The organism is Salegentibacter maritimus, from assembly GCF_016236915.1.
GTDB lineage: Bacteria > Bacteroidota > Bacteroidia > Flavobacteriales > Flavobacteriaceae > Salegentibacter > Salegentibacter maritimus.
Genome location: NZ_JAEHOK010000040.1, coordinates 1 through 2,637, shown reverse-complemented (window position 1 = coordinate 2,637; position 2,637 = coordinate 1). Strand labels below are relative to the sequence as shown.

The following is a 2,637-nucleotide window of genomic DNA, read 5'->3' as shown; positions in this document are numbered from 1 at the left end:
AAAAAAGCATGATAGAATAAATCGGATTAGTACAGTTTGCAACATCGGTTATGGCAAATTGCGGGCAAATTAACTGAATTTGATTATTTTAGTCATCAACAAAACTGTTTACGCTGACAAATACGCACTCCCTACTCCGCAAATTGTCAATAACCGTAACCGTTGGCAACAATATTTTCACAAAAAAAATTTGCTATTGATTCAATTTTGGTGCAATTTTACATCAAATATAACAATTATGGCTAGACAAAGTATTTCATTTACAGAACCAAATGACGAGTGGCTGAAATCTCAAATTGAGAGTAAAGAATATTCAAGTAAAAGTGAATTGGTTAATGACCTAATAAGACAAGCTAGAAATCAGCAAATTCAAATTAATTATATTAAAAGTAAATTAGAAAAAGCTGAAAAAAGCGGATTTACAAATGACAGTAAAGAACAAATTCTAGCAAAATCAAAGTCTTTACTTAATGAGTAAATATAGGTTAAGTAACATCGCTAAAGAAGATTTAATTCGGATTCATCAATTTGGAGTAAAAAGATTTGGAGAAACTCAAGCAGATAAATATTTCGAAACGTTTTTTGAATATTTCGATCTCATTGCCGAGCAACCTTTCACGTTCGAAGCGGTTGATTTTATAAAACTTGGGTATAGAAGATGTGTATGTGGATCCGATAGCATTTATTATCGGGTAGAAAACAATATTGTCGAAATTATGACAATAATTGGAAAACAAGATTTAAGTAATATCTAATCAAAATCCAACAAGAAAATACGGTTGCCAATCGAGTAGACGGGTGACGACCTAATGGCCGTCACTACGCCTCTCGCACCACCGTACGTACGGGTCTCGTATACGGCGGTTCGATAATGATACTTATCGATTATAGTATTCGATTAAACTCATATAACCTTTCATTTTTAAGCGTTTTACGGTAATGGTGGTACGCAAAATAGGACTCTGGGCAACTGCCCAACCGCCCATTCTGGTACGGCTCCAAGCATAAGCGTGATCATAATCGACCCCCAATCGAATCAGGTTTTTCCGTTTTCGCTCGGGTTTCTTCCAGTGATGCCATATGCAATACCGTAAACGGTTTCTTAGCCATTCTTCAAGCTTTTTAAGCTTTCCTTGAATGGATACTGGTCTGAAGTAATTTATCCAGCCTCGAAGTAGCAAGTTGATGCGTTGGATACGTTCTTCAAAACTCGCGGGTATCGTCTTCTTGGTCAGGTATTTAAGCTTTGCCTTAAACTCTTTCCACTTTGATGATCCAGCTATTAGTTGATATTTTCCTTTCTCCCCTTTCTTGTAGGTTGGTACAAAACCAAACCCCAATACTTGAAAATCTAAAGGTTTACGTATGCCACTCTTCTCCCTGTGATCATCCCCCAAAAATTAGGACAGTAAGTTAAGTTCAAAAATAACCTTAATTTTACTGTATTATGACACGAAGAAAATTTACCTCAAAGTTTAAAACGAAAGTAGTTCTTGAAGCCTTGAAAGAGCGTCAAACGGTCAAGGAACTAGCACAAAAATTTGAGATTACTCCACAACAGATCAATACCTGGAAACGCAATTTCCTAAATGAGGCCGATACTGTTTTTTCAAAAGGGGAAAAATCAAAAAAATCAGAAGAAGAGGAAAAGAAAGACCAACTTCTTAAGGTGATTGGGGAGCTTAAAGTGGAGAATGATTTTTTAAAAAACGCCTTGCGATAAAACCTTTAGAAGAGCGTCGAACAATGATATGCAAGGGTCATTCCAAGCTCAGCCTCCAGCAGCAATGCAAGCTATTGCACATCCACCGCAGTGGAATCTATTATAGACCTCGTGGAGAAAGTAAACTTAATTTAGAACTGATGCGCCTGATGGATGAACATTATACCCATCATCCTTTTAAAGGTGCCAGGAGAATGCATACCTGGCTTACCCTGGATAAAGGGTATAAAGTCAATAAAAAGCGTATTGAACGTCTCTATTCCCGGATTATGGGACTCAGAGCTATTATGCCCGGGAAACATACCTCCAGGCGAAACAAAGAACATAAGGTGTATCCTTATTTATTGCGGAATCTTACAGTAGACCGTCCCAATCAGGTCTGGGCGATCGATATTACTTACATTCCTATGCGAAAAGGTTTTATGTATCTGGTAGCCATCATAGACCTGCATAGTCGCTATGTTCTTAACTGGTCTGTGTCCAATTCAATGGATGCCCAGTGGTGTAAAGAAACTTTAGAAGAAGCTATTGAAATCCATGGGACTCCTGAGATCATTAATACCGATCAGGGAAGCCAGTTTACTTCAGAGATCTTTACCCACAGGGTACTATCTAAAAATATTAAACTCAGTATGGATGGAAAAGGAAGAGCTATCGATAATGTATTTATAGAAAGGCTTTGGAGAAGTGTGAAGTACGAAAGTATTTATTTAAATCCTCCAGAATCTGGAGTAGATCTGTACCAACAACTCAATACCTATTTTAAATTTTACAACCACCAAAGAAGGCACCAGGGAATAGAAAATGAAATACCTTATAACCGATATTTAAACCAAAAAAGAAAGGCTGCTTGATAAATGAAAAATAGAACTTAATTTAGCAGCAAAGCTGTCCTAACAAATGGGGGTACTTTA

At 37.0% G+C, this 2,637-nt stretch carries 5 protein-coding genes; 4 read left to right on the top strand and 1 reads right to left on the bottom strand.

Annotation, left to right across the window (positions count from 1 at the left end; genetic code table 11):
* Window positions 1-238 precede the first annotated feature (238 nt).
* Entirely contained in the window at window positions 239-478 is a 240-nt protein-coding gene (locus I6U49_RS16445) for a ribbon-helix-helix domain-containing protein (protein WP_083645208.1), read from the top strand.
* A complete protein-coding gene (locus tag I6U49_RS16440) occupies window positions 471-755 on the top strand; it encodes a type II toxin-antitoxin system RelE/ParE family toxin (RefSeq protein ID WP_198629647.1) in 285 nt (94 codons plus the stop codon). Before I6U49_RS16445 ends, I6U49_RS16440 begins: the two co-directional genes overlap by 8 nt.
* Window positions 756-878: 123 nt before the next feature.
* On the opposite strand, the gene I6U49_RS16435 is transcribed toward I6U49_RS16440, so the two are convergent.
* A complete protein-coding gene (locus I6U49_RS16435; protein ID WP_455431174.1) occupies window positions 879-1,397 on the bottom strand; it encodes a group II intron maturase-specific domain-containing protein in 519 nt (172 codons plus the stop codon).
* A 50-nt stretch (window positions 1,398-1,447) separates the two neighbouring features.
* Here I6U49_RS16435 and I6U49_RS16430 point away from each other — a divergent pair, with 50 nt between their 5' ends.
* Together I6U49_RS16430 and I6U49_RS16425 are read left to right on the top strand one after the other, a co-directional pair.
* Window positions 1,448-1,723, top strand: coding sequence for a transposase (locus I6U49_RS16430; RefSeq protein WP_198627104.1), 276 nt, complete (start codon window positions 1,448-1,450; stop codon window positions 1,721-1,723).
* Window positions 1,720-2,577 carry an IS3 family transposase gene (locus I6U49_RS16425; RefSeq protein WP_317191834.1) on the top strand — a complete coding sequence of 286 codons (858 nt, stop codon included), beginning with the start codon at window positions 1,720-1,722 and terminating at the stop codon, window positions 2,575-2,577. Before I6U49_RS16430 ends, I6U49_RS16425 begins: the two co-directional genes overlap by 4 nt.
* Window positions 2,578-2,637 lie beyond the last annotated feature (60 nt).